The 24,858-nt window shown below is 69.7% G+C and carries 27 protein-coding genes; 9 read left to right on the top strand and 18 right to left on the bottom strand.

Going from position 1 to position 24,858, the window contains the following annotated elements; translation table 11 throughout:
- Positions 1–50: 50 nt before the first annotated feature.
- Entirely contained in the window at positions 51–1,151 is a 1,101-nt protein-coding gene (locus tag J7357_RS19680) for a branched-chain amino acid aminotransferase (RefSeq protein WP_209249108.1), read from the bottom strand.
- A 102-nt stretch (positions 1,152–1,253) separates the two neighbouring features.
- The gene (gene sufT, locus J7357_RS19685; protein WP_209249110.1) at positions 1,254–1,805 is read right to left on the bottom strand and encodes a putative Fe-S cluster assembly protein SufT; all 552 of its coding nucleotides are present in this window, start codon (positions 1,803–1,805) and stop codon (positions 1,254–1,256) included.
- Positions 1,806–1,910: 105 nt separating this feature from the next.
- On the opposite strand from sufT, the gene J7357_RS19690 reads away from it, so the two are divergent.
- Positions 1,911–2,330, top strand: a complete 420-nt coding sequence (locus J7357_RS19690) for a hypothetical protein (protein WP_010341240.1) — start codon at positions 1,911–1,913, stop codon at positions 2,328–2,330.
- A gap of 197 nt (positions 2,331–2,527) precedes the next feature.
- On the opposite strand, the gene J7357_RS19695 is transcribed toward J7357_RS19690, so the two are convergent.
- Both J7357_RS19695 and J7357_RS19700 read right to left on the bottom strand, forming a co-directional pair.
- Positions 2,528–3,997 carry an NAD(P)(+) transhydrogenase (Re/Si-specific) subunit beta gene (locus J7357_RS19695; protein ID WP_209249307.1) on the bottom strand — a complete coding sequence of 490 codons (1,470 nt, stop codon included), beginning with the start codon at positions 3,995–3,997 and terminating at the stop codon, positions 2,528–2,530.
- A 104-nt stretch (positions 3,998–4,101) separates the two neighbouring features.
- Entirely contained in the window at positions 4,102–4,413 is a 312-nt protein-coding gene (locus J7357_RS19700) for an NAD(P) transhydrogenase subunit alpha (RefSeq protein WP_010341238.1), read from the bottom strand.
- Positions 4,414–4,578: 165 nt separating this feature from the next.
- On the opposite strand from J7357_RS19700, the gene J7357_RS19705 reads away from it, so the two are divergent.
- From J7357_RS19705 to J7357_RS19715, 3 genes are read left to right on the top strand one after another with little or no spacing between them, the layout of a single operon-like run.
- Positions 4,579–5,154: an RNA polymerase sigma factor gene (locus J7357_RS19705; RefSeq protein ID WP_209249112.1), complete on the top strand. Its 576-nt coding sequence runs from the start codon at positions 4,579–4,581 to the stop codon at positions 5,152–5,154.
- On the top strand, positions 5,151–5,558 hold the full coding sequence (locus J7357_RS19710; RefSeq protein WP_209249113.1) for a hypothetical protein: 408 nt from the start codon (positions 5,151–5,153) through the stop codon (positions 5,556–5,558). The genes J7357_RS19705 and J7357_RS19710 overlap by 4 nt, the downstream gene beginning before the upstream one ends.
- A 5-nt stretch (positions 5,559–5,563) precedes the next feature.
- On the top strand, positions 5,564–6,067 hold the full coding sequence (locus tag J7357_RS19715) for a DUF3106 domain-containing protein (protein WP_209249115.1): 504 nt from the start codon (positions 5,564–5,566) through the stop codon (positions 6,065–6,067).
- A gap of 292 nt (positions 6,068–6,359) precedes the next feature.
- On the opposite strand, the gene J7357_RS19720 is transcribed toward J7357_RS19715, so the two are convergent.
- The 10 genes from J7357_RS19720 to J7357_RS19765 form a co-directional block, all read right to left on the bottom strand.
- A complete protein-coding gene (locus tag J7357_RS19720; RefSeq protein WP_209249117.1) occupies positions 6,360–7,439 on the bottom strand; it encodes an NAD(P) transhydrogenase subunit alpha in 1,080 nt (359 codons plus the stop codon).
- Positions 7,440–7,819: 380 nt separating this feature from the next.
- Entirely contained in the window at positions 7,820–9,184 is a 1,365-nt protein-coding gene (gene hslU, locus J7357_RS19725) for an ATP-dependent protease ATPase subunit HslU (RefSeq protein WP_209249119.1), read from the bottom strand.
- A gap of 113 nt (positions 9,185–9,297) precedes the next feature.
- Positions 9,298–9,849: an ATP-dependent protease subunit HslV gene (gene hslV / locus J7357_RS19730; protein WP_010341232.1), complete on the bottom strand. Its 552-nt coding sequence runs from the start codon at positions 9,847–9,849 to the stop codon at positions 9,298–9,300.
- Between the two features lie 48 nt (positions 9,850–9,897).
- A complete protein-coding gene (locus J7357_RS19735) occupies positions 9,898–10,083 on the bottom strand; it encodes a DUF3079 domain-containing protein (protein ID WP_343237440.1) in 186 nt (61 codons plus the stop codon).
- Between the two features lie 144 nt (positions 10,084–10,227).
- On the bottom strand, positions 10,228–11,100 hold the full coding sequence (gene xerC, locus J7357_RS19740) for a tyrosine recombinase XerC (RefSeq protein WP_209032082.1): 873 nt from the start codon (positions 11,098–11,100) through the stop codon (positions 10,228–10,230).
- A gap of 217 nt (positions 11,101–11,317) precedes the next feature.
- Complete coding sequence (locus J7357_RS19745) at positions 11,318–11,983, bottom strand: DUF484 family protein (protein ID WP_010341229.1); 666 nt, start codon at positions 11,981–11,983, stop codon at positions 11,318–11,320.
- Positions 11,980–12,837, bottom strand: a complete 858-nt coding sequence (dapF, locus tag J7357_RS19750) for a diaminopimelate epimerase (protein ID WP_209249121.1) — start codon at positions 12,835–12,837, stop codon at positions 11,980–11,982. Before dapF ends, J7357_RS19745 begins: the two co-directional genes overlap by 4 nt.
- Positions 12,830–13,081 carry a lipoprotein gene (locus J7357_RS19755; protein WP_010341226.1) on the bottom strand — a complete coding sequence of 84 codons (252 nt, stop codon included), beginning with the start codon at positions 13,079–13,081 and terminating at the stop codon, positions 12,830–12,832. The genes dapF and J7357_RS19755 overlap by 8 nt, the downstream gene beginning before the upstream one ends.
- 61 nt (positions 13,082–13,142) lie before the next feature.
- Positions 13,143–13,523, bottom strand: a complete 381-nt coding sequence (locus J7357_RS19760; protein WP_209249123.1) for a YbaN family protein — start codon at positions 13,521–13,523, stop codon at positions 13,143–13,145.
- A gap of 522 nt (positions 13,524–14,045) precedes the next feature.
- On the bottom strand, positions 14,046–16,136 hold the full coding sequence (locus J7357_RS19765) for a S9 family peptidase (protein ID WP_209249125.1): 2,091 nt from the start codon (positions 16,134–16,136) through the stop codon (positions 14,046–14,048).
- A gap of 257 nt (positions 16,137–16,393) precedes the next feature.
- Between J7357_RS19765 and J7357_RS19770 the strand changes: the two genes are divergently transcribed.
- Entirely contained in the window at positions 16,394–17,605 is a 1,212-nt protein-coding gene (locus J7357_RS19770; protein WP_209249127.1) for a pyridoxal phosphate-dependent aminotransferase, read from the top strand.
- Positions 17,606–17,614: 9 nt separating this feature from the next.
- Here the strand turns inward: J7357_RS19770 and J7357_RS21455 are convergent, their stop codons facing one another.
- The 3 genes from J7357_RS21455 to J7357_RS19785 all read right to left on the bottom strand — a co-directional run bounded on the left by J7357_RS21455 (position 17,615) and on the right by J7357_RS19785 (position 20,642).
- Entirely contained in the window at positions 17,615–18,094 is a 480-nt protein-coding gene (locus J7357_RS21455; RefSeq protein WP_244667683.1) for a hypothetical protein, read from the bottom strand.
- A 75-nt stretch (positions 18,095–18,169) separates the two neighbouring features.
- Positions 18,170–20,275: a prolyl oligopeptidase family serine peptidase gene (locus J7357_RS19780; protein ID WP_209249129.1), complete on the bottom strand. Its 2,106-nt coding sequence runs from the start codon at positions 20,273–20,275 to the stop codon at positions 18,170–18,172.
- A 67-nt stretch (positions 20,276–20,342) separates the two neighbouring features.
- Positions 20,343–20,642 (bottom strand): hypothetical protein, encoded by a 300-nt coding sequence (locus J7357_RS19785; protein ID WP_209249131.1) that lies wholly within the window; start codon positions 20,640–20,642, stop codon positions 20,343–20,345.
- Between the two features lie 167 nt (positions 20,643–20,809).
- Between J7357_RS19785 and J7357_RS19790 the strand changes: the two genes are divergently transcribed.
- Together J7357_RS19790 and J7357_RS19795 are read left to right on the top strand one after the other, a co-directional pair.
- The gene (locus J7357_RS19790) at positions 20,810–21,355 is read left to right on the top strand and encodes a lipocalin family protein (protein WP_244667700.1); all 546 of its coding nucleotides are present in this window, start codon (positions 20,810–20,812) and stop codon (positions 21,353–21,355) included.
- Between the two features lie 241 nt (positions 21,356–21,596).
- Positions 21,597–22,013, top strand: coding sequence for a helix-turn-helix domain-containing protein (locus tag J7357_RS19795; RefSeq protein ID WP_209249135.1), 417 nt, complete (start codon positions 21,597–21,599; stop codon positions 22,011–22,013).
- A 241-nt stretch (positions 22,014–22,254) separates the two neighbouring features.
- Here the strand turns inward: J7357_RS19795 and J7357_RS19800 are convergent, their stop codons facing one another.
- On the bottom strand, positions 22,255–23,226 hold the full coding sequence (locus J7357_RS19800; protein ID WP_010341069.1) for a YafY family protein: 972 nt from the start codon (positions 23,224–23,226) through the stop codon (positions 22,255–22,257).
- Between the two features lie 179 nt (positions 23,227–23,405).
- On the opposite strand from J7357_RS19800, the gene J7357_RS19805 reads away from it, so the two are divergent.
- Both J7357_RS19805 and J7357_RS19810 read left to right on the top strand, forming a co-directional pair.
- Positions 23,406–24,200, top strand: a complete 795-nt coding sequence (locus tag J7357_RS19805) for a DUF481 domain-containing protein (RefSeq protein ID WP_010341068.1) — start codon at positions 23,406–23,408, stop codon at positions 24,198–24,200.
- A gap of 238 nt (positions 24,201–24,438) precedes the next feature.
- Positions 24,439–24,852: an ester cyclase gene (locus tag J7357_RS19810; protein ID WP_209249137.1), complete on the top strand. Its 414-nt coding sequence runs from the start codon at positions 24,439–24,441 to the stop codon at positions 24,850–24,852.
- The last annotated feature ends 6 nt before the right edge of the window (positions 24,853–24,858 follow it).

Below are 24,858 nucleotides of genomic sequence, written 5' to 3' on the forward strand. Positions count from 1 at the left end.
GGTCCATTCGCCAGGGCAGCCGACAGCCGCCCCAGCGTTGGGCGTTCGGCTCAGCCCAGCCGCACCAGCCAGCCGTGGCGGTCGGCGACGCGGCCGTACTGGATGTCGGTGAGTTCCTGGCGCAGCGACAGGGTCACCGGGCCGGTCGGGGCGGTCAGGTCGCCCACGGCGAAGTCCTTGCCCTTGAGCTGGCCGATCGGGGTCACCACCGCGGCGGTGCCGCAGGCAAACACCTCGGCGATCTCGCCCGAGGCCACGCCGTCGCGCCACTCGTCGATGCTGACCTGGCGCTCCACCACCTGCATGCCGCGATCGCGGGCCAGTTGCAGGATGCTGTCGCGGGTGATGCCTTCCAGGATGCTGCCCGACAGCGCCGGAGTGACCAGGCTACCGTCGCGCATCACCAGGAACACGTTCATGCCGCCCAGTTCCTCGATGTACTTGCCCTCGACCGGGTCGAGGAACAGCACCTGCGAGCAGCCCTGCGCCTGCGCCTGCTGCTGCGGCAGCAGCGAGGCGGCGTAGTTGCCGCCGCACTTGGCCGCGCCGGTGCCGCCCTTGGCGGCGCGCGCGTAGTCGGTGGACAGCCAGATCGCCACCGGCGCCACGCCCTTGGCGAAATAGGCGCCGGCCGGGCTGGCGATGACGTAGTAGCCGGCCTTCTGCGCGGCGCGCACGCCCAGGAAGGCCTCGTTGGCGATCATGAACGGACGGAAATACAGGCTGGTCTCCGGCGCCGACGGCACCCAGGCCGCGTCGACCGCGATCAGCTGCCGCAGCGATTCCACGAACAGCTCCACCGGCAGCTCCGGCAGCGCCAGGCGCTGCGCCGAGCGCTGCAGGCGCTTGCCGTTGGCCTCCGGGCGGAAGGTCCAGATCGAGCCGTCGGCATGGCGGTAGGCCTTGATGCCTTCGAAGATCTCCTGGCCGTAGTGCAGCACCGAGGCGGCCGGGTCCAGCGCCAGCGGGCCGTAGGCGCGCACTTCGGCGTCGTGCCAGCCCTGCTCGCGGCTCCATTCGATGGCGACCATGTGGTCGGTGAAATAGTTGCCGAAGCCCGGCGCGGCGAGGATCTGCGCGCGCGCCTCGGCGCTGCGCGCGGCGGTGGACGGGGTCAGGCGGAACTGCGTGGACGGCTCGGTAGCGGACACCGGGAATTCCTGTGGTAGTCGAGGGATGGCCAGGGCCGCAGCGTCGTGGCGACGGCAGCGGCGGCGCCCGATCGGGCTCCGTCGCGACGCGTCGCGCGCGGGTCAGAGCATGCCGGTTTCCAGGCGCGCGGCCTCGGACATCATATGCCGGCCCCACGGCGGATCGAACACCAGCTCGACGTCGGCCTCGGCGATGGTCGGGATCATCTCCAGCTTGCTGCGCACGTCGTCGACCAGGATCTCGCCCATTCCGCAGCCTGGCGCGGTCAGGGTCATCTTGACCTCGACGGTGCGCTGGCCATGCTCGCGCGCGTGCATGGTCACGTCGTAGATCAGCCCCAGATCGACGATGTTGAACGGGATCTCGGGGTCGAAGCAGGTGCGCAACTGCTGCCAGATCAAGGCTTCCACCTGCTCGTCGCCGGCGCCCTCGGGCAGTTCCAGCCCCGGCGGCGGCTCCTTGCCGATGGCGTCGCCGTCCTTGCCGGCGATGCGGAACAGGTTGCCCTCCACGAACACCGTGTAGCTGCCGCCCAGGGCCTGGGTGATATAGCCATAGCTGCCGGCCGGCAGGGTCACCGCGTCGCCCTGCGGCACCATCACCGCGGCGCAATCGCGTTCGAATTGGACAGGTTCGCTGCTGCGTGAGTACATGGGGGCGATATGGGGCCAGGCCCCGCCGGTGCAAGTCGTGCAGTTTATCCGAGTGCGCGGGGCGCGCGCCGGAAGTATCCTGTACGCCTTCTCCGGGAACATCGAATGCCGCCTTCCTCCACGCCGGCCAGGTCCTCGCACTGGCTCTGGCCCCTGCTGCTCGCCATGGGCTGTTTCACCGCATTGATCGCCTGGTTGCTGGTGGCGCTGTCGCTGGGTCGCCAGGCCGGCTGGATGGCCGTGGTGGTGGCGCTGGAGATCGCCTGGATGCTGCGCCTGGGCGGCCTGCCGCGCGGGCCGCTGCGCATCGCGGTGGCGATGGTCGCCACGGTCCTGGTGATCGTCGCCGCCAACTGGGGCATCGCCGCCGCGCAGATGGGCGCGGGGTTGGGCCTGAACGTGTGGGACTCGTCGCTGAAGATGGGCGCCCACTACGCCTGGACCCTGACCCTGCTGGCCAACAGCCCCGGCGATCTGCTGTGGCTGGGCATCGGCGTGGCCGCAGCGTACTTCAGCGCGCGCTGAGCCAAGCCGCAGCGCGGCGGACGCCACCGGCGTGGCGCGGCCTGAGGGCATCCTGGTCATCCCACCTCGCGCTGAAGCGCATCGCTTTTTGCAGGAGCGGCTTCAGCCGCGATGGGAGTTACCGGTAACGTCAGGTCGCGGCTGAAGCCGCTCCTACGACTCCGGCTTACGTCACCCCCTGGCCCGCCTGCAACGGCTCAGTGGCCGCCGCCGTCCAGCGCCTTCAGTTCGCTGACCAGGGCGCCGGCCGCCTCGGCGCCGTCGCCGTAGAGCATGCGGGTGTTGTCGGCATAGAACAGCGCGTTCTCGATGCCGGCGAAGCCGGTGCCCTTGCCGCGCTTGATGACGATGACGTTCCTGGAATTGACCACGTCCAGGATCGGCATGCCGTAGATCGGGCTGGCCGGGTCGGTCTTGGCCACCGGGTTGACCACGTCGTTGGCGCCGATCACCAGCGACACGTCGGTGCTGGCGAACTCGGGGTTGATGTCGTCCATGTCGGCGATCAGGTCGTAGGGCACGCCGGCTTCGGCCAGCAGCACGTTCATGTGCCCGGGCATGCGCCCGGCCACCGGGTGGATCGCGAACTTGACCTTGACCCCGCGCTCGATCAGCCGCTGCGCCAGCTCCCAGATCTTGTGCTGCGCCTGCGCCACCGCCATGCCGTAGCCGGGCACGATCACCACGCGCTCGGCGTAGGCCATCATCGCCGCCACGTCGCCGGCCTCGATCGGCTTCTGGCTGCCGGCGATCGCCTGCGCCTGGCCGCCGCCGCCGAAGTTGGAGAACAGTACGCCGCGGATCGGCCGGTTCATCGCCTTGGCCATCAGCCGGGTCAGCAGGATGCCGGCCGCGCCGACCATCATGCCGGCGATGATCAGCGCCTCGTTGCCGAGCACATAGCCCTCGAACGCCACCGCCAGGCCGGTGAAGGCGTTGTACAGCGAGATCACCACCGGCATGTCGGCGCCGCCGATCGGCAAGGTCATCAGCACGCCCAGGGCCAGCGCCAGCACGAAGAACAGCACGATCGCCAGCGGACTCAGGCTGATCGCGGCCCACGCGCCGACGCCCAGCATCGCCACGCACACCAGCAGGTTGAACGCCTGCTGCCCGGGGAAGGTGACGCGCTTGTCCAGGCGCCCGTCGAGCTTGGCCCAGGCGATGATCGAGCCGGACAGCGACACCGCGCCGATCGCCGAACCGATCACCGCCAGCGCCAGCGTGGTGGCGTCGGGCTGGCGCGCGGCCAGCGCGGCGATCGCAGCCTCGCTCCAATGGGTGGTGTCGCGGCGCATCAGGAACGAGAAGCGCAGCAGCTCCACCGCACCGATCGCCGCCGCCGAGCCGCCGCCCATGCCGTTGTACAGCGCCACCATCTGCGGCATGTCGGTGATCGCCACCTTCTTGGCCGAGATCCATGCCGCAGCGGTGCCGAGCGCGATCGCCAGCACGATCAGCGGCAGGTTGTGCAGGCCCGGCAGCAGGAACGTGGCGGCGGTCCCCAGCAGCATGCCGAAGCCGGCCCAGCGGATGCCGCTGCGCGCGGTCCTGGGCGAGGCCATGCGCTGCAGGCCGAGCAGGAACAGGGTGGCGGCGACCAGGTAGCTGCTCTTGATCAGGATCGGCAACAGTTCCATCAGCAGGCGTGCTCCGAAAAAGGACATCTGCCCGAGCGGCAGCAAGTAGGAAAGAAAGACCAGCGCGATGCCGAGCAACGCGAGCAAGGCGGCCATGGCCAGCGCCGCGGCGATGCGCCAATGCCGCGCATTCAATCCTTCGCCTTGGTCTTGGCGGCGTCCGGCTTGCTGGACTTGAACATGTCGAGCATGCGCTCGGTCACCACGTAGCCGCCGGCAGCATTGCCGGCGCCGAGCAGCACCGCGACGAAGCCGATGGCCTTTTCGAGGGTGGTGTCGGCATGGCCCAGCACCACCATCGCGCCGATCAGCACGATGCCGTGGATGAAGTTGGAACCGGACATCAGCGGGGTGTGCAGGATCACCGGCACCCGCGAGATGATCACATGCCCGGCGATGGCCGCCAGCATGAAGATGTACAAGGCCACGAACCCGTCGCTCATCGCACTGTTCTCCCGGGCGCCGCGCCCGTCCGCCGCATCATAACCGTCTGCTGAACCGCTGTGCGATGCCGCCGTGCCGTGCCACCAGGCCCGCGGCGTCCGGCCGGTCAACCGCGGCCGCCGCGGCGCGTTAACCACGGCATCCCCCCGCCAGGAAGCTAAGCTGTGCTGGTGAGCACGCCCGCCCTCGCACCGCCGTCGACCGATGCCGACACCGCGCAGCGCCCGCTGCCGGCGTCGCTGGATGCGTTCCTGGCCGAGATCGGGCCGCGCGCGTTCCGCTTCGCCGAAGCCGGCCTGCGCCAGCGCGAGGACGCGCTGGATGCGGTGCAGGACGCGATGATCAAGCTGCTGGCCTACCGCGAGCGCCCGGCGCAGGAATGGACGCCGCTGTTCTGGAGCATCCTGCGCCGGCGCATCATCGACCTGCAGCGCCGCCGCAATTTCCGCCTGCGCTTCTGGGCACCGAGCAGCGAGCGCGACGCGGACAGCCCGCCGGACTGGGCCGACGACGGCCCCAATCCGTCCGAGCAGCACGAGCGTCGGCAGACCCATGCGCGCCTGGTGACGGCGCTGCGCGCATTGCCGGCCCGGCAACGCGAGGCCTTCACCCTGCGCGTGCTGGAAGAGCTGGACGTGGCCACCACCGCACGCGCGATGGGCTGTTCGGAAGGCTCGGTGAAAACCCATCTGTCGCGCGCCCGCGAGGCGCTGCAGAAACAACTGGAGGACGTCCGATGACATCCGATCCCATCCGCTCCGCGGACTTCGACGCGCGCCTGCGTACCGTCCACCAGGCCAGTTTGCAGGCCCTGCCCGCGCCGACCCTGGCGCGGCTGCGCGCCGCGCGCCGGCAGGCCAGCCAGACGCGCACGGCGCCCTTCCTGCGCCGGGGCTGGCTGCTGGCGGCGGTGCCGGCGCTGCTCGGTGCGGCGCTGGGCGTACACCTGCTGCTGCGCCCGGCACCGTCGGTGCCGATCACCACCGCCAGCGTCGTTGCCGGCACGACCGCGGTGGCGCCCACGCCGACGGGCGCCAGCGCAAGCACCGACAGCGACCAGGCCGCGAGTGCGACCGCGATGCTGGACGAAAATCCCGACCTGTACCTGTGGCTGGGGTCCGATACCTCGCTGGCAATGGAATGAACCCGATGACTCGCCTGATCCGATATTCCCTGGCGCTGGCGCTGCTGGCCGGCAGCGCCGTCCCGGCCTTCGCCGCGCCGCCCCCGCCGGGGCCGCCGCCTCCGCCACCGCCTTTCGCCGCAGATCGCGACGACGATACCGGCCCGCCGCTGCCCGACTGGGAACACCTGAGCCCGCAGCAGCGCGAGTTGCTGATCGCGCCCCTGCGCCAGCGCTGGAACGACACCCCGCAGCAACGCCGGCGCATGTTCGAGCATGCGCAACGCTGGCAGTCGATGACCCCGGAACAACGCGAGCAAGCGCGCAAGGGTGCCCGCCGCTACGAGGACATGAACCCGCGACAGCGCGAGGAGGCGCGGGTGCTGTTCGACCGCATGCGTGCGCTGCCACCGGAGCAGCGCAAGGCGCTGCGCGACCGCTGGGAAGCGATGACGCCGGCGCAACGCGCCGCCTGGATCCGCGCCAATGCCGGCCCGGACGAGCGGCCGCCGCCGGAGGCTTCCAGGTAAGCGAAGCCCGGCGCCGGTCGAAGCCTGATGCGCATGCGCGCGCGTCCTCGCATCGCCGGGTACGGCGCATGGACTCCAGCGCCGCAGAAAGCACCTCGCGCAGGAGCGGCTTCAGCCGCGACAGCGTTGCCGGTAAACCCGGTCGCGGCTGAAGCCGCTCCTACGGGACATTTCACGAAGTCGCCTTCCAGTCGCGACGCGGCGTTTTCGGTAGCGCCTGTCGCCCCTACACGGGCGACCGTGCCCGCAGATCAGCGCCGACCGAGCCGGCGCCCGACCATCGCGGCCACGCTCATGCCGTCCAGCGCGTCTTCGCCAGCAGCTCGTCGTTCCAGTCGTAGGCGATCGCGCCGTCCTTCAGGAACAGCGCGACGAAGTTGTAGACGTTGCGCGCGTACATCTCGCTGGCATGCACCGCGCCCATGCTGGCCAGATCCAGCGGACCGGCGATGGTCACCCCGGCGTGTGCGATGGTCTCGCCGGGCCGGGTCAGTTCGCAGTTGCCGCCAGTCTCGGCGGCCAGGTCGACCACCACGCTGCCCGGTTTCATGCCGGCGACCATCGCCGCGCTGAGGATCTTCGGCGCCGGTCGCCCCGGTACCGCGGCGGTGCACACCACCACGTCGATGCCCTTCAGGTGCTCGGCCAGGCGACGCTGCTGCTCCGCGCGCTCGTCGTCGGTGAGTTGCCGCGCGTAGCCGCCCTCGCCGGCGGCGCTGACCCCGAGATCGAGGAACTTGCCGCCCAGCGATTCGATCTGCTCGCGGGTCTCCGGGCGCACGTCGAAGCCTTCCACCTGCGCGCCCAGGCGCTTGGCGGTGGCGATGGCCTGCAGGCCGGCCACGCCGGCACCGACGATCAGCACCTTGGACGGGCGAATGGTGCCGGCCGCAGTGGTCAGCATCGGGAAGAAGCGCGGCGCCAGCTGCGCGGCGATCAGGGTGGCCTTGTAGCCGGCCATGCCGGCCTGCGAACTGAGCACGTCCATGGCCTGCGCGCGGGTGGTGCGCGGCAGCCGCTCCAGCGGAAAGGCGACCAGTTGCCGTGCCTGCAGCGCCGCCGCGCGCGCCGGATCGGCCTGCGGCTGCAGGATGCCGACCACGCCGGCGCCCTCCTTCAACTGCTCCAGCGCCAGCGCCGGCAGCGGCTGTACGCACAGCACCAGATCCGCCTGCGCCGGGCTGGCGGCATCGGCCAGGCTGGCGCCGGCGGCCAGATATGCGTCATCGACGAACCCGGCCGATACGCCGGCCTGCGGCTCGACCCGCACCTGCGCGCCCAGCGCGACCAGTTTCTTGACCGTCTCCGGCGTGGCCGCCACGCGGCGTTCGCCCTGCGCCGATTCCTTCACCACCAGCACCTGCACTGCCATGCGATTCCCCGTGCCTGAGTCCGTCGTCCGCGCCGATCCTACAGCGTCCGCACGCCGGGTGGAGGCTTGCCCCCTGCCGGGCAGCGCGGGCCAGCGGGTCGGCATGCCGAAAACACGGACGCTGGCGTCAGCCGCGCTCCACGCGCATTTTGAGGGCGAGGCTCTCCCGATGCACCCGCGCGCATCAGCGCATCGGATGGGACTGGCCGGCCGGGAACATGGGCAGCGACGACATGCGGTCGCCAACGGGGAACCACTGCAGGCGCGACCTGCCGCCTCGTCGCGATGGAAGACGAGCGCGGCAACGACATACCGACCTGGGTCGAGCGGCACAACGCAGACGCCAGCAAGGCGCCTGCCGGTGTGGATCGTACCTGGGCCTACAGGATGTACCGGCTCAGGTCCGGATCCTGCACCAGTTCGCCCAGGTGCGCGTCGACATAGGCCGCGTCCACGGTGACGCTCTGCCCGTCGCGATCCGGGGCCTCGTAGCTCAGCGTGTCCAGCAGGCGCTCGAGCACGGTGTGCAGGCGCCGCGCGCCGATGTTCTCCTGGCGCTCGTTGACCAGGAACGCGATCTCCGCCAGGCGCGCGATGGCGTCGTCGGTGAAGCGCAGGCTCACGCCCTCGGTCAGCAGCAGCGCCTCGTACTGCTTGGTCAGCGCCGCCTTCGGCTCGGTGAGGATGCGGATGAAGTCGTCCTTCGACAGCGCCGACAGCTCCACCCGGATCGGGAAGCGGCCCTGCAGCTCCGGGATCAGGTCGCTGGGCTTGGCCAGATGGAACGCGCCGGAGGCGATGAACAGGATGTGGTCGGTCTTGACCGTGCCGTACTTGGTGCTGACGTTGGAGCCTTCCACCAGCGGCAGCAGATCGCGCTGCACGCCTTCGCGCGAGACGTCGCCACCGGTGGCGCCGGCCTCGCTGCGCTTGGCCACCTTGTCGATCTCGTCGATGAACACGATGCCGTGCTGTTCGCAGGCCTCGATCGCCGCGGCGCGCACGTCGTCCTCGTTGACCAGCTTGCCGGCCTCTTCCTCGATCAGCAGCGGCCGCGCGGCCTTGATGGTCAGCTTGCGCGACTGCGACTTGCCGCCGCCCAGGTTGGAGAACATCTGCCGCAGTTGCTGGCCCATTTCCTCCATGCCCGGCGGGGTCATTATGTCCATGCTGACGTTGACCGCGACATCCAGTTCGATCTCGCGCTCGTCCAGTTCGCCGGCACGCAGCATGCGCCGGAACTTGCTGCGGGTGTCGCTGTCCTGCGCCGACGGTTCGTTGCGCGCGGCTTCCGGATCGAAGCCGATGCCGGCGCTGCGCCGCGGCAGCAGCGCATCGAGGATGCGTTCTTCGGCGCGCTCCTCGGCCTGCGTGCGCACGCGGGTCTTGGCCTGCTCGCGGTACAGCTTGACCGCAGTATCGGCCAGATCGCGCACGATCTGCTCCACGTCCTTGCCGACGTAGCCGACCTCGGTGAAGCGCGTGGCCTCGACCTTGACGAACGGCGCATTGGCCAGCGTCGCCAGGCGCCGCGCGATCTCGGTCTTGCCGACGCCGGTAGGGCCGATCATCAGGATGTTCTTCGGCATCACTTCGTTGCGCAGCGCATCGGGCAACTGCATGCGCCGCCAACGATTGCGCAGCGCGATCGCCACCGCGCGCTTGGCCTCGTGCTGGCCGACGATGTGGCGGTCCAGCTCCTGCACGATCTCGCGCGGGGTCATGGTGCTATGGGTATCGGTCATGGTCGGGAAATCGAAGAGGGAATCGGGAATGGAGAATCGGGAATGGGAAAGCAGACGTCATCGGTGACGGAGACGAGAACCGCTGTTGCGATTCCCCATTCTCCATTCCCGATTTACAGCTCTTCCACCACCACATTGCGATTGGTGTAGATGCAGATGTCGCCGGCGATGTTCAGTGCTTCGACGGCGATGGTGCGCGCGTCCAGCGTGGTGTGACCGAGCAGCGCGCGTGCAGCCGACAGGGCGTAGGAGCCGCCGGAGCCGATGGCGATGATGCCGTCCTCCGGTTCGATCACGTCGCCGGTGCCGCTGATGATCAGCGAGGTCTCCTTGTCGGCCACCGCCAGCAGCGCCTCGAGCTTGCCGAGGCGGCGCTCGGTGCGCCAATCCTTGGCCAGTTCGACTGCGGCGCGGGTCAGCTGGCCGTGCTTCTCCAGCTTGGCCTCGAACAGCTCGAACAGGGTGAACGCGTCGGCGGCGGCGCCGGCGAAGCCGGCCAGCACCTGGCCCTCGCGGCCGAGCCGGCGCACCTTGCGCGCATTGCCCTTCATCACGGTGTGGCCCAGGGTCACCTGGCCGTCGCCGGCCACGGCGACGCGGCCATCGCGGCGCACCGACAGGATCGTGGTGGCGTGGAAAACATTGGGGTTCTGACTGGGATCCATGCGGCCTCCGGAGCGATGACTCAGGTGTGGGGGCTGGCGGCGCGCGGTTCAAGCGTCGCCGTGAGCGGGCGGAGCATCGCCGAGCCGGGCATGCGCCGGCCGCGCCGGATCGACGGCGATGCCCCAAGCGAGGTACCAATCCTTGCCGTCGGTTTCGATCGGATGCGGGGTGCGCCCGGCGCCGTTGCCGCAGGCCAGATCCTGAGCGGCGCAATCGCGGTCGCAGCCCAGCACAGCCGTTCGGGATGGCGCGGCGCCAGCGGAAAGGGTTTGGCCATCGATGCACCCTCGCGACGTGGGAGGGCAGTGTCGTCCTGCGTGGGACGGTGTGCCTTGATCGAGAACAAGCGCAGTGCGGTGCTGGCCGCGATGCAGCGCTCAGGACTTGCGCTTGGCGCGCGGGTGCGCCGCGTCGTAGACCTTGGCCAGGTGCTGGAAATCCAGGTGGGTGTAGATCTGCGTGGTGGCGATGTCGGCATGGCCGAGCAGTTCCTGCACGCCGCGCAGGTCGCCGGAGGATTCCAGGATGTGGCTGGCGAAACTATGCCGCAGCATGTGCGGATGCACGTGCTTGAACAGGCCCTGGCGCCCGGCCAGTTGCTTGATCCGGATCTGCACCGCACGCGCACCGATCGGTGCCCCGCCACGGCCCGGGAACACCGGCGCAGCAGCCTCGCCCCGGCTCTCCTCGCGCCACGCCAGCAGCGCGGTGCGTGCATGCGAGCCGACCGGCACCAGTCGCTGCTTGTTGCCCTTGCCCAGCACGCTGACCATGCCGGCGACGAAATCCAGATCGCGCCAGCGCAGCGCGCACAGCTCGCTCAGGCGCAGGCCGGAGGAATAGAACAGCTCCAGCAGCGCGCGATCGCGCAGGCCCAGCGGCGCATCGGTCGGCACTTCGACCAGGCGCACCGCCTCGTCGGCGTCGAGGACCTGCGGCAGCTTGCGCGGCGCCTTCGGTGCGCGCAATGCCGCCGCCGGGCTGGTGGCGATGTGGCCGTGCTTGAGCAGCCACGCATAGAAACTGCGGCACGCCGACAGGCGCCGCTGCAGGCTCTTGGGCGACAGCCCGCGACGGTGTTCGGCGGCGATGAAGTTGCGCAGTTGCGCGGCATCGAGCGCGGCGGGCTCGCCGAGCAGGTTGGCCGCGGCCCACGCCTCCAGCGCGGCCAGGTCGCGCCGGTACGCGTCCAGGGTATGCGCGGACATGCGCCGCTCGACCTGCAGGTAGGCGAGGAAGGCCGGGATCATGCGCGACCGAGGTGCGCCGGATGTCGGGTCGCGGTCCTCGCAGCGCAAGGCGATCGCCTTGCGAGGGAGTTTTGCTGGCATGCCCGCTGCCATGTCGCGACCGCAGCGGCGGGACGCCGCGCGGGACGGACCACGGCGGCGGCGCAGCGCAGGCGCACCGCAGCGGCGGCAAGGTCGTCCCGGGTTGCGGGCCCGGGGCTCCGCGTCCCGGCCCGGCTCATCGCTGCAACGCCACCGCCAGCGCTTCGCCCATCATGCGCAGGAACAAGGTGCCCATGCCGGGATAGAACCGGTTCGGGTCGCGGCTGCCGACCGCGATCAGGCCCAGGCCCGGCAGCGGCAGCAGCGCGGTGGATTGCACCTCGTCCACGCGCTCGCCGTACAGCAGCGCCTGCTTTTCCGGTTGCAGGCGGCCGCAGATCGGCTCGCCGTCCTTCAGGCAATCGCGGAACGGCGCCAGCCGCGCATCGTCGGCCGCCAGCACCTGCAGCCACGGCGCCTGCTCCAGGCCGGGCAAGGGCTGCAGCAGCACGATGCTGACCAGGTCGCCCTGGAAATCCTCCTGCAGCGATGCGGCCATCGCGCGCACGCTGTCGGCGGCGCTGTGCTGACGCATCAACGCCAGGGTCAACTGATGGGTGCGCACCGCCAACCGTTCGTTGACCTGCGCATTGGCGGCCAGGTCGGCCAGCCGCCGCGACAGCTCACGGTTCTTGTCGCGCAGCACTTCCAGCTGGTAGCTGGCCAGCGACGCGGTCGGGCCGTCGTCGCGCGGTACCACCAGGGTCAGCGCCAGGTCGGGAAACTGTTTCAGGAAGCCGGGATGGCGCCGCAGCCACGCCGCCACCTCGTGCGCACCGAGCTTGTCGTGACTGTCGCTCATCGGATCCATTCTCCATCGAAGACGAACGTCGCCGGCCCGGACATCACCACCGGTGCGGTGTCGTCCGGCCACTGCACGCGCAGCTCGCCGCCAGGCAGGCTGACGCGCACGTCGCGCTCGACCCGGCCGCGCTGCATCATCACCGCGGCCGCCGCGCAGGCGCCACTGCCGCAGGCCAGCGTCTCGCCGACACCGCGCTCGTACACGCGCAAGCGCAGGTGGCCGCGGTCGATCACCTGCACGAAACCGACGTTGACCGAATCCGGGAACGAGGCGTGCTGCTGCAGCAACGGCCCCAGGCGTTCCACCGGCGCCGCATCGACCAGGCCCACTTCCAGCACCGCGTGCGGGTTGCCCATCGACACCGCGCCGAAGCGCACGCTGCCGCCCTGCAGCGGCAGCACGTACTCCTCGCGCGCGCGTGGGAAGCCGACCAGCGGCACATCTTCGGGGGCGAAGCGCGGCACGCCCATCGCCACGGCGAATTCGCCGGTGGCGCTGCGGGTGATGTGGTGGCTGCCGGCGGGGCTTTCGATGACGAAATCGTCCGCGGCCGGCGCAGTGCCATCGCGCACCAGCCAGGCCGCGATGCAGCGCGCGCCGTTGCCGCATTGTCCGGCGGCGCTGCCGTCGGTGTTCCAGATGCGGTAGCTGGCCACGGCCGCGGCATCGCGCGGCGCCTCGATGGTCAGGAGTTGGTCGCAACCGACGCCGAAGTGGCGGTCGGCCAGACGCTTCGCCAGTGCGGCGTCCGGCGGCGGGGTGCCGTCGCGCAGGTCGAGCACCACGAAATCGTTGCCCGCGCCTTGCATCTTGCTGAAACGCAGGCGCGCGGCGTGGCGGGCCTCACTCATTCCCATTGGTGGGCGTGGTGGTGTCGTTGGCCGGCGGGCGCTGCCCATCCACCGGCTGCGCCTGCCCGGCGGGATCGGTGGTCGCCGGCGGCGTCGCGTCCGGTGCGGGCGTGGCGGGTGCGGCTTCCACCGGCACCGGCTTCTGCGGCATCACCAGCGGGCCCTTATTGCCGCAGCCGGCCAGGGCCAGCAGCGCAGCGGCGGAGAGGACGAGACGGATCGGAGAAGAGGACGATGTGCTCATGCCCCGAGTATAGCCATACCGCCATGAACCGGCTGTGCCGCGGTCGCACGCTGCCGCGCGCTCACGCACGCGGCGGTTCCGGCCGCCACCACAGCCACAGCGCCACCGCGCTCATGCAGCCGATCGCCAGCACCTGCACCCACAATCGATGGACGAACAGCAGCAACACCAGCGCACACGCGGCCATGGCCAGCGTCGCCATCCACTTGCCGCGCCGGCTGACCGCACCATGTCGCTCCCAGTCACGGATGCTGCGGCCGAAGCGCGGATCGCGCAGCAGGCGCCGGCGCAGGCGCGGCGAACCACGCGCGGCGGCGTAGGCGGCGATCAGCACGAACACCGTGGTCGGCAAGCCCGGCACGAAGATGCCGACGATGCCGGTCGCCAGGCTGGCGTAGGCCAGCAGCCACCAGGCCCAGCGGAAACGGGAGTGCGTGCGCATCGCGGCATGATAAGCCTGCGCTGGCGCGGGCAGGCGTCGACCCGGTACTGGCGCGACGCCGGACGGCTGCAGGAGCGGCTTCAGCCGCGACGCGGGGCGCCATCGGGGCGTCCGATCTGACTGCAGTCGGGACTGAAGTCCCTCCCACAAGGCATTGCCACGCCATCAGCGCTGGTGCCGACTCTCTCACGCAGTGGAACCAAGCAATGTGCCGCTGTAGGAGCGGCTTCAGCCGCGACGATCGAAGCCTTCGGCTATCCGACCTCCGCGCAGTCGGGACTGAAGTCCCTCCCACAAGGCATTGCCACGTCGCCAGCGCTGCTGCACGTCATGGCGCATCCGGTGATCGAACCGTGCAGGCTCGACTCCACCGCACGACTCCGTTGTGGGAGCGGCTTCAGCCGCGACGCGGGACGCCACAGGCCATCTGCCATCCAACCGAGCATTGGGATGGGCAGGCCTGACGTCAGCCGCCCCACCCGCATATCGGCCGGCCCGCAGGCCAGCCGATGCGCACCGCGCTTACTTGGCCGGCTGCTCCACGCCCAGCTGGTCCAGCATGAAGGCGTAGGACTCGGCCATTTCGCGGTAGCGACGGAAGCGGCCGGACTTGCCGCCGTGGCCGGCTTCCATGTTGACGCGGAACACGATCGGCTGGTTGCCGGTGTCGTTCTCGCGCAGCTTGGCCACCCACTTGGCCGGCTCCCAGTACTGCACCTGAGAATCCCACAGCCCGGTGCCGACGTACATCGCCGGATAGGCCTGGCGGATGACGTTGTCGTAGGGCGAGTAGCTGAGCATGTAGTCGTAGTACGCCTTCTGCTCGGGATTGCCCCACTCGTCGTACTCGTTGGTGGTCAGCGGGATGCTCGGATCGAGCATGGTGGTGACCACGTCCACGAACGGCACCTGCGCCACCAGCACGCGGTAGTCCTTGGGCGCCATGTTCGCCACCGCGCCCATCAGCAGGCCGCCGGCGCTGCCGCCGGCCGCGGCGACGCGATCCGGTGCGGCGTAGCCCTGCTGCACCAGGCCGCGGGTGACGTCGATGAAGTCGGTGAAGGTGTTCTTCTTGTGCAGCAGCTTGCCCTGGTCGTACCAGTCGCGGCCCATTTCCTGGCCCCCGCGGATGTGCGCGATGGCGTAAACCACGCCGCGGTCGAGCAGGCTCACCACCGGCAGGTTGAACGCCGGATCGGTGGACATGCCGTAGCTGCCGTAGGCGTACTGGTACAGCGCGGCGCTGCCGTCCTTCTTGAAGCCCTTCTTGTAGACCAGCGACACCGGCACCTTGACCCCGTCGCGCGCAGTCACCCAGACGCGTTCGGTCTGGTACTTGCTGGCGTCGTAGCCGATCACCGGCTGCTGCTTGAGCAGCTTGCGCTCGCCGGTGCGGGTGTTGAGTTCGTAGGTGGTGGCCGGGGTGGTCAGCGAGGTGTAGCTGTAGCGCAGCCACGGCGTGTCCGGCTCGGCATTGATCGACAGGCCCATCGAATACGCCGGCTCGTCGGCCTTGACGTACTCCTCCTTGCCGTCGGCGAAGTGCAGGCGGATCCGCTCCAGACCGTCGGAACGCTCGGCGATGGCGGTGAAGCCGTCGAACAGCTCGAAGCCGTCGATGAACACCTTCTCGTCGTAGGGCAGCCAGCTCTGCCACTGGCTGCGCGCCGTGGCGCCGTCGGGCGCGGTCATCAGCGCGTAGTTCTTGGCCTTCCAGTTGGTGCGGATCACCCAGCGGCCGTCGAAGTGGTCGGCGTGGTACTCGACGTCGCGCTCGCGCGGCGCCAGCACGGTGAAACGCTGCGGATCGGCGGCCGGCGCGTAGCGCTGCTCGGAGGACACCGTGCTTTCGACGCCGATGACGATGTACTTGTCGTCGCGGGTACGGCCCACGCCCATGTAGAAGCTGTCGTCCTTCTCCTCGTACACCAGCGCGTCCTGCGCGGCGGGCGTGCCGAGCACGTGCTTCTTGACCCGCACGGTCAGCAGCGTCTCCGGGTCGTTCTCGACGTAGAACAGGGTCTTGTTGTCGTCGGCCCACACCACGTCCGGCGACACGCCGGGGATACGGTCGGCATAGACTTCGCCGGTGTCCAGGTTCTTGAAGCGCACCACGTACTGGCGGCGGCCGACGTCGTCCTCGGTCCAGGCCAGGATGCGGTTGTCCTGGCTGACCGCCGCGTCGCCGACGCTGAAATAGCCCTTGCCGGCGGCCATGGCGTTGACGTCGAGCAGGATCTCCTCCGGCGCCTCCATGCTGCCCTTGCGACGCGCCTGGATCGGGTAGTCCTTGCCGCTCTCGTAGCGGGTGTAGTACCAGTAGCCGCGCTCGCGGTACGGCACGCTGCTGTCGTCCTGCTTGATGCGGCCGACGATCTCCTCGTACAGCCGGTCTTCCAGCGGCTGCAGCGGCTTCAGCACCTGGTCCGCGTAGGCGTTCTCGGCATTGAGATAGGCCAGCATCTGCGGGTTCTTGCGTGTGTCGTCGCGCAGCCAGTAGTAGGCGTCCTGGCGAACGGCGCCGAACGGCGCCTTGACCGCGTGCGGCTGCTTGGCCGGATGCGGCGGGGTGGCCGCGGCGGCGGAGGCGGAGGAAGCGAAGGAGGCGGTCATGAGCAGGACAAGGCTCGCTAGCAGGGGGCGGTGGGGCATCTAATGGGGCTCCGGCGGCGGTAACGCAACGGGACGCGCTACCCGCGCGGGCAGCGGCAGCGGGCGGACGCCGCGCAGTGCCGGCCGAGTCTCCCTGCAACGCTGCGCCATGGCAAGCGTGCCGGCGGCATGGGTGCGATGCGGCACGGCACCGCCGTTGCGCAACCCGCCCGACATCGCTAACACGCACGAAAGCACGCTCCTCTATCATCGGCGGCATGGCTTCCCTTCCCGGCGACACCCTCAGCGCCTCGCCCGCCGCGTCCGGCTACAGCCAGCGCAGCCGCGAGATCGAACCCTTCCATGTGATGGCCTTGCTGGCCCGCGCCAACGAACTGGAACACGCCGGCCACGACGTGATCCACCTGGAAATCGGCGAGCCGGACTTCACCACCGCCGCGCCGATCGTCGCCGCCGGGCAGGCCGCGCTGGCTGCCGGCCATACCCGCTACACCGCTGCGCGCGGCCTGCCGGCCCTGCGCCAGGCGCTGGCGGACTTCTACCGGCAACGCCACGATGTCGACCTGGACCCGGCACGCATCCTGATCACCCCCGGCGGCTCCGGCGCGCTGCTGCTGGCCAGCGCGCTGCTGGTCGACCCCGGCCGCCACTGGCTGATGGCCGACCCCGGCTACCCATGCAATCGCCATTTCCTGCGCCTGGTCGAAGGCGCCGCGCAGCTGGTGCCGGTCGGCCCGGACAGCCGCTACCAGTTGACCCCGGAGTTGCTGCAGCGGCACTGGAACGCCGACAGCGTCGGCGCCCTGGTGGCCTCGCCGGCCAACCCCACCGGCACCGTGCTGTCGCGCGCCGAACTGGCGGCACTGTCGCAGACGCTGCGTGCCCGCGGCGGGCACCTGGTGGTGGACGAGATCTACCATGGCCTCAGCTACGGCATCGACGCGCCCAGCGTGCTGGAAGTCGACGACGACGCCTACGTGCTCAACAGCTTCTCCAAGTACTTCGGCATGACCGGCTGGCGCCTCGGCTGGCTGGTGGCGCCGCGCGCGGCAGTGCCGTCGCTGGAGAAGCTGGCGCAGAACCTGTACATCAGCGCGCCCAGCATCGCCCAGCACGCGGCGCTGGCCTGCTTCCTGCCGGAAACGCTGCAGATCCTGGAAGCGCGCCGCGCCGAGTTCGCCCAGCGCCGCGACTATCTGCTGCCGGCGCTGCGTGCGCTCGGCTTCCGCATCGACGTCGAACCGGAAGGCGCGTTCTACCTGTACGCCGACGTCTCCGGGTTCACCGACGATGCGCAGGCCTTCTGCGCGCACTTCCTGGAGACCGAGCACGTCGCCTTTACACCGGGCGTGGATTTCGGCCGCCACCGCGCCGGCCAGCACGTGCGCATCGCCTACACCCAGAGCCTGCCGCGGCTGCAGGAGGCGGTGGCGCGGATCGCGCGCGGGCTGGGGCGCTGGGCGCGCTGACGCATCGCGTCAGGCGTCGCATCCCACCCGGTCGAAGAACTGCCGCGCACTCGGCTCGCGCTGCTGTGCAGGTGCCCGGTACCACAGCAGTTGCCGCAAGTCCGGCACCAGGAAATGCGCAGGCGCCGGCGTGCCGCGGCGCGGCACGCCATCAAGCAGATCGTAGGCGGCATCGGCGCCGAGATACTCGGCCTCGCCGAGCGGGCGGTCACCGCCGTCGGGAGAAGGCGGCTGCCAGCCGGGCTGGGTCGGATCGGCGATGGACACCAGGGTCTGGCGTCCATCGCTGCCGCCATCGGCCGGCAGGAACCAGTGATCTTGGCCGCTGCGCGTGGAGTGCAGGCGCAGCGCCAGGTGTGCAGGCCAGTCCGGTCCGCTGTCCACCGCCACGAAACGCGCCGTGAGCGCGGGATCGTGGCGCAAGGTATAGCGCGCGTGTTCGACCGTGCACTGGCTGGCCGCCAGCGCGAGCACCAGACTGACCATCATGACCACGCCTCCGCAGGCGACACGCTGGAACCCGTGCGGTGATCCGCGCCCCGACCGGGACGCGGACCGCACCACTCACTTGGACAACCGCTCCCACAGGAAGCTGTACGCCAGCGCCTGCATGTGCGCAGCTTGCGCATTGTTGGCTGCACCGCCATGACCGCCTTCGATGTTCTCGTAGTAGGTCACATCCTTGCCGGCGTCGATCATCTTCGCCGCCATCTTCCGCGCATGGCCCGGGTGCACGCGATCGTCGCGGGTGGAGGTCAGGAAGATCACCGGCGGATAGGTCTTCTTCGGGTCGAACAGGTGGTACGGCGAGAAGGTCTGGATGAACTTCCAGTCGTCGGTGTCCGGGTTGCCGTACTCGGCCATCCACGAGGCGCCGGCCAGCAGGTGGCTGTAGCGCTTCATGTCCAGCAGCGGCACCTGCACCACCACCGCACCGAACAGCTGCGGGTACTGCATCAGCATGTTGCCGGCCATCAGCCCGCCGTTGCTGCCGCCCTGCACGCCCAGGTGCTTGGCCGAGGTGATCTTGCGCGCGACCAGGTCCTGCGCCACCGCCGCCATGTCCTCGTAGGCCTTGTGCCGGTTCTGCTTCAGCGCCGCCTGGTGCCAGCGCGGGCCGTACTCGCCGCCGCCGCGGATGTTGGCCAGCGCGTACACGCCGCCCTGGTCGAGCCAGGCGCGGCCCAGGCTGCCGGAGTAGAACGGGGTCATCGAGATCTCGAAGCCGCCGTAGGCGTACAGCAGGGTCGGCGCGCTGCCGTCGGCCTTCAGTTGCTTGGGCCGGACCAGGAAGTACGGCACCTTGGTGCCGTCCTTGGACACCGCGAAGTGCTGCTCGATCTCGTCCTTGGACGCGTCGAAGAAGCTCGGCATCGCCTTCAGCGTCTCGATGCTCTTCGGCCCGCGCTGCACGTCGGCCAGCATCAGCGTGGTCGGGGTCAGGAAGTCGGTGGAGGTCAGCCACACCTGGTCGTTCTCGTCGGCATCGACCGCATCGACGCTGGTGCTGCCGAAGGCCAGGTCGCCGACCGGGAACGCCGTGCGCGCCCATTCGCCCTCGCCCGGGGTCAGCACCCACAGCCGGCTCTTGACGTCGTCGAGCACGTTCAGCACCAGCCGCGACCTGGTCCAGGCGAAGGACGCCAGCGAGGCGGTCTCGGTCGGCGTGAACAGCACCTGGAAGTCGCGCTTGCCGGCCATGAAGTCGTCGAACCTGGTCGCCAGCAGCGCACCGGCCGGGTAGGTCGTGCCGCCCACCGTCCACGGATCGCGCAGCTCCAGGGTCAGCCACTGGCGGTGCACGCCCTTGTTGGCCGAATTGGGCACGTCGATCTTGGTCAGGCGGCCATCGGCGCCGCGCAGGTACATCTCGTCGTTGTAGAAGGCCAGCGTGCGGCTGACGAAATCGCGCTCGTAGCCGGGGGTGTCGTCGTGCATCGCGGCGATGTACATGTCGTCCGGCTTGCCTTCGTAGACCAGCGTGGCGCTGCTCATCGGGGTGCCGCGCTTCCACTGCTTGACGACGCGCGGGTAGCCGGAGCTGGTCAGCGAGCCGGGGCCGAAGTCGGTGTACAGGTAGACGGTGTCGGCATCGATCCAGCTCAGCCCGCCCTTGGCCTCGGGACGGAAGAAGCCGTCCTTGATCCACTGCTTGCTGCCCAGGTCGAACTCGCGGGTCACGTCGGCGTCGGCGCCGCCGCGCGACAGCGCGATCAGGCAACGCGTGTAGTCCGGGCGCAGGCAGTTGGCGCCGTGCCACACCCAGTTCTCGCCCTCGGCCTTGTTCAGCGCGTCCAGGTCCAGCACCGTCTCCCACTTCGGCTCGGGCTTGCGGTATTCCTCGAGCGTGGTGCGGCGCCACAGGCCGCGCTCGTGCGCACGGTCCTTCCACAGGTTGTAGTAGTACGGGCCGATCTTCTGCACGGCGGGGATCTTGGCGTCCGAATCCAGTACCTCGCGGATGCCGGTCTCGCGGGCCTTGAAGGCCGGGGTCTCGGTCAGCCGCGCCTCGGTCTTGGCGTTCTGCGCCTTGACCCAGTCCAGCGCCTTGGCGCCGGTGACGTCTTCGAGCCAGGCATAGGGATCTTGGGGCATCGCGGTTTCCTTGGCCGCGGCAGTGCCGGCGGTGAGCAGGCCGGCGAGCAGGCAGGCGTGTGCAAGTGGGGACATGGTTCGGATCCGGGAAGGACAGCGCCGCACCGTAGCATGTGGCCTCGCCGCCCTCCCCTGCCGAAGGTCAGGCTGGGCGCGTGGCGCGCACGGCGGGTCCGCGCCGCCGCGCCTGCGCCCGCGGCCGGGCCCGCCACTGCGCCCACAGGCGGCGCAGCGGCGGCAGCGGGAAGCGGTGCAAGGCCCACCAGGCGCTCAGCGGCATGCCCAGCAACCACAGCGGCCGCCAGCCCAGCCATTCGCTGTGGCCGCGCGCGGCCGGCCACACCAGGACCAGGGCCAGCCCGGCCAGGATCGCCTGGCGCAGCAGGCGACGCAGGCCGGGGTGCGGGACGTGGCGGCGCGGAGAGGACGGAACGATCGGCATGACGGCAGCTCCTGGAAGTCGAGGCGCGCAGGGTGCCGCCGGGACATCTCAGGGGCTGCGACGCATCATTGACATGGCGCACGCGCATACTTCACCGGCGTTCGCCCTTCGCCCCGGAATCTCCTATGCGCCTGCTTTCCCTGTTCGCTTCCGTGCTGCTGCTGGGCATGGCCGTCCCGTTGCCGACGGCCCGCGCCAAGGCGCCGGATCCGGAACAGGAGCCGGCGCAGCCGCCGATCGACCTGCAGCGCTTCATGGGCCGCTGGTACGTGATCGCCCACATCCCCTACTTCGCCGAGCGCGGCCACGTCGCCAGCAGCGACGAGTACACCCTCAAGGAAGACGGCAAGATCGCGGTGCGCTACGAGTACCGCAACGGCTTCGACGAGCCGGTCAAGGAGCTCAACTCGCGCGCCACGGTCAAGGAAGGCACCGGCAACCGCCGCTGGACGACCTGGTTCTTCAGGATGGTGCCCACCAAGTACCGCATCCTAGAAGTGGCGCCGGACTATTCCTGGGCGCTGATCGACTACCCAGGCCGCGATCTGGCCTGGGTGTTCGCACGCTCGCCGGACATGAGCCACAAGCAGTACCGCGAACTGGTCGACAAGCTGGACCACCAGTACGGGGTCAACATCGACAAGCTCAAGCGCGTGGCGCAGCGCCGCGAGCAGGTCGGCAAGCTCGGCTTCGAAGTGCCGAACAAGCCCTGAGGCAGCCGTCAGAGTCGGGCAACGCGCCGCGCGCACGCGACCGCGCCGCACCGAGCCAACGCACTCCGGCACGCACGGGCTCGGTCCAGCCGCTCGAGCAACGCCATCGCGACAACCCCACGCCGCCACGCCATCGCAGCGGCGTGGTCTGCACCGTCACCACGATCATCCTTCGCTCAGCGAAGCGCACGGCGCGGCCCGTATGATCGGGGGCGCCCTCCCCCACAGACAGGTGCATCGCGTGGCCAGCGTCCTTTCCGAACCTCTCGACGAAGCGCCGCGCAGCTGCGCGGACACAAGCCTGCTGCGCGGCCAGGTGTTCGCGCAGAACTGCCCTTCCCGCGCCGTATTGAGCCACGTCACCAGCCGCTGGGGCGTGCTGGTGCTGGTGGCGTTGCGCAAGGGCACCCATCGCTTCGGCGACCTGCGCCGTAGCCTGGAGGGCGTCAGCGAGAAGATGCTGTCGCAGACCCTGCAGGCGCTGGAGGCCGATGGCCTGGTGCAGCGCACCGCCTATCCGGTGGTGCCGCCGCACGTGGAATACGACCTGACCCCGCTCGGCGAGGAGGCCGCTGCCCACGTGCACGCGCTGGTGGACTGGATCGAGCGCAATATCGGCGTGATCCTGGGTGGCGGCGCGCCGCTGGATGCGGCGTAGGGGAGACCTCCAGGATGCAACGGGCATGGTGCGGCAATGCCACGGTCGCGGCTGAAGCCGCTCCTACGACGGCGGCCGCTGCGTTGCGCGACAAGCGACTGCCTCCCGCACCAGTGCACGCCTCGGCGGCGACGCCAATTTCCCCGTAGGAGCGGCTTCAGCCGCGACGCGCCATGTCGGCCACGCCGGTCGCAGATGAAGCCATTCCTGCACGGGCCATCGCGCCGCGCACAGCGGCGCCTCAATCGTCGCTGTAGTTGCTCAGCGCCAGCGACAGCAGCGCCTTGGCCTGCTCGCGCAACGAGCGCGGCTCCACGATCTCCGCATCGGAGCCGTAGTGCAGCACGTCCATCAGCAGCTCGCGCGAGACGCTGTAGGGCACCTTCAGTTCGTAGCGGCCATCGGCCAGGAACCGGCCCTGCTGCTTGGAGTGCCAATGCTCGTCGGCGACCCAGCGCGCGGCCTTGGGGCTGAACACGATGGTGGCCCAGCCCTTGGGCGCGCCGGAGAAGATGCCGTAGCTGGCCGCCAGCTGCGAATCCAGCTCGGCGTCGGCCACGTCCTGCGCTGGCTGGTCGAGCAGGCGCGCATGGTTGATGCGGTCCACCGCGAAGCTGCGCACCGCGTCGCGGCCATGGTCCCAGGCGTCCAGGTACCAGTTGTCGCGGTAATGGGTGATGCGCTGCGGCGACACCGTGCGCTTGGTCGATTCGTCGGTGGAGCGGGCGCGGTAGTCGAAGGACAGGCGCTTGCGCTCCAGCACTGCCGAGGCGACGGTGCGGAAACTGGCTTCGTCGAGCTTGCGGCCGCGGTGCGGGATCACCCGCACCCGCTCCACCGGCCAATGGGTCGCCCCGGCCTGGGCCGCGAGCAGGCTCTCGATACGCTGCTGCAGCGGCGCCAGCACCGAGGACAGCACCCCGCCGCCGGTGCGCGCCAGCAGTTGCTGCGAGGCCAGCAGCGCGTGCAGTTCCTCCGAACTCAGCCACAGGCCCGGCAGCTCGAACCGGTCGCTCTCGCCGGATTCGTAGCGGAAGCCGGCCTCGCCGTCGCCCTCCACCGGCGCCATCAGCGCGTCGCGCAGGAAGGCCAGATCGCGGTAGACGGTGGCGCGGGAGCAGCCCAGTTCGTCCTGCAGCCGCGCCACCGTCACCGGGTAGCGCGCGGACTTGAGCAGGCGGTGCAGTGCGTTGATGCGTTCGTAGCGGTCCATGGTCCGATTATGTCTGAGTCGCGGGCGGAAAACGCCTGCCCGGCATGGCGGCCGGTGCAGCGCCCGAACCGCCGATGAAGCCGGCGCCCCGGGCCGGCCAGGGTGTCATGTGGATCCGGTATGATGAAATCGTTTCCATTTCGTTAGCCGAAGGCTGCGTCCTCATTCCCGGAGAAGCCATGTCCCGCCGCGCCACCCTCGTATCCGCCATCGCCATGTTGCTGCTGAGCACGTCCCCGGCCTGGGCCGCCGACGTCGCCACCTCACCGACAGCCACGGACCCGGCCAGTTCGCCGTGGAGCGGATCGGGCGAACTGGGCTTCGCTTCCTCGCACGGCAACAGCAGCAACGAAAGCCTCAACGGCCGCCTGAAGGGACAGTACGTGGACGGCGACTGGATCCACAGCCTGGACCTGCTCGCCCTGCACGCCAGCGCCGAGTACGTCGACACCAATCCCGACGGCACCACCACGCGCAAGCGCCAGACCACCTCCAACCGCTACACCGGCAGCGCCGGCAGCGCGCTGCAGCTCGGCGAGCACCGCCAGCTGACCGCCTCGCTGCGCTACGAGCGCGACGACTTCGCCACCTACGACCGCCTGGCGACGATCGGCATCGGCTACGGCACCCGGATCATGGACGGCGACCGCCGCAGCATCGACGTGCAGATCGGTCCCGGCGTGCGCCGCGCCCACGACGTGGTCGAGAACCGCACCGAGACCGGCCTGATCGGCCGCGGCCTGGTCGACTTCAAGTACGGCCTGACCAGCAATACCGAACTGGGCAACACCCTGCTGGTCGAATCCGGCGCGTACAACACCTTCGCGCAGAACGACCTGGGCATCTCGGTCAGCATGAACGAGCGTCTGGCGCTGAAGGCCGGCTGGCAGGCGCGCTACAACAGCGACGTCAGCGACGACAAGAAGAAGACCGATACCCTGGCCACGATGAACCTGGTCTACAAGTTCAAGTGAGCGGGGATTCGGGAGTCGGGAGTGGGGATTGGTAAAGGCAGGGATGCCGGGTTCGGCGACAGGGCGGTGCCGGTCGCCGCGCGGTTTCGCCGCCCGTAAGCGCACCAACCACGTCGAGGCGTGATGGTCCCGTTGCGTGCTCTGCCAGATCCCCTGCAGATCGGGAAGGCAGCGCCAACCGCGCGACCTTTACTATGTCCATTATCGCTGTATGGCCGTGTTCGAAACGGAGGCTGTGATGACCGTATCCGATCCAAAGACGGTGGTACGCCGCTTCAACAAGGACGTGATCGAAGGCGGTGATCGCGCCGCATTCGAGGCGCTGATGGCGCCGGGGTTCGTCAATCGATCCGCTCCGCCCGGCGCTCCTGCAGGAAGCGAGAGCATGTGGAGCACCTTCCATGACATTCTCCGGCCCGCACTGGCCGGATTGACGGTGACGATCCACGACCAGGTCGCCGAGGGCGACAAGGTGACGACCCGCAAGACCGTGTCGGGCACGCACACCGGGACGCTGTTCGGGGTAGAGCCGACTGGAAAGACGGTCAGCATCGAGGTGATCGACATCGTCCGGGTCGAGGACGGCCGCTATGTCGAGCATTGGGGCCTCAACAACCTGCCGACCGTGCTCGCTGGCCTGCAGCGCGCGTAGGAGCGG

The sequence above is a fragment of the Xanthomonas sp. D-109 genome, assembly GCF_017746095.1.
Taxonomy (GTDB): domain Bacteria; phylum Pseudomonadota; class Gammaproteobacteria; order Xanthomonadales; family Xanthomonadaceae; genus Xanthomonas_A; species Xanthomonas_A sacchari.